2 protein-coding genes are annotated in these 967 nt (G+C 64.1%); one reads left to right on the forward strand and one right to left on the reverse strand.

Translation table 11 applies throughout. The features are described from left to right. On the reverse strand, positions 1-463 hold a 463-nt coding region (locus EN991_RS37835), incomplete at its 3' end, for a serine dehydratase beta chain (RefSeq protein WP_281058859.1). 178 nt (positions 464-641) lie between these two features. Between EN991_RS37835 and EN991_RS37840 the strand changes: the two genes are divergently transcribed. Then, on the forward strand, positions 642-967 hold a 326-nt coding region (locus EN991_RS37840; RefSeq protein ID WP_127370611.1), incomplete at its 3' end, for a DUF599 family protein.

Here is a 967-nt window from a genome sequence, read left to right on the forward strand (position 1 = left end):
CGCCGCCGATCGAATAATAGATGCGCTTGAGCAGCAGGCGGCCGCCGGAATCATAGGCGTAGAACGCCATGCCGTTGGCGTGGCCGGTGAGCGGCGTCTTGCGGTCCAGCACCAGATCGGTGGCCGGATCGAAGCGATAGGTGGGATGGCCGGGCGGCGAAATACGCTTTTCGGCGGCGATGCGGCTGGCAATGCCATCGGCCTGGTCGGGATCGACCGTCTGCGGCGTCAGACCGGCAAGGCCGAGCATGACGGCGCGGTCACTGCCGTGGCCGATGCCGGTATAGGCGAGTGACCCGTGCAGGCTGGCGCCAAGGCGGTCGACCTTCACACCCGCCGGGCGCGGCCAGTCATTTCCCGCGACCTCGTCGAGAAACCGCGCCGCGGCGGTCATCGGTCCCATCGTGTGCGAACTCGAGGGTCCTATGCCGATCTTGAACAGGTCGAAAACCGAAAGGAACACGCGGCGTTGTCTCCTGGAGTCAGGTCGAGGACTACATATAGGAATTCCCACGATGTTTCCGCTCTTTTGGAAATCGCGGCGCTGCACCCGCCGACCTTGTTTGCTCCGGCAGCGACATTGGCACGATCGCTGTATGCGGACATCGAAGCGATCGCGCTGAATGTGATAAATTCAGGCCATGGGCGATTCCCTCGATCTTTCGACAGCCGATCTCGCGGCGCTGGCCTTCTTCCTCGTCGCGTGGCTGCTGCACACGTTTGCCTCCGACGGCAAGCTTGTCAGCCGGGTGTCGCTGACGACGGCGATGAATGCACAGCGGCAAGCCTGGATGCGGACCATGGCCGAGCGCGAGATCCGCATCGTCGACACCGCCATCATGAGCGGGCTGCAGCAAGGCACCGCCTTCTTCGCCTCCAGCTCGCTGATCGCGATCGGCGGCTGCTTTGCCCTGCTCGGCGCGTCCGACCGGGTTCTTGAAGTGCTCAGCGACCTGCCTCTGGGTGG

Source organism: Mesorhizobium sp. M7A.F.Ca.US.005.03.2.1, from assembly GCF_003997795.1.
In the GTDB taxonomy this organism is placed as follows: Bacteria; Pseudomonadota; Alphaproteobacteria; order Rhizobiales; family Rhizobiaceae; genus Mesorhizobium; species Mesorhizobium ciceri.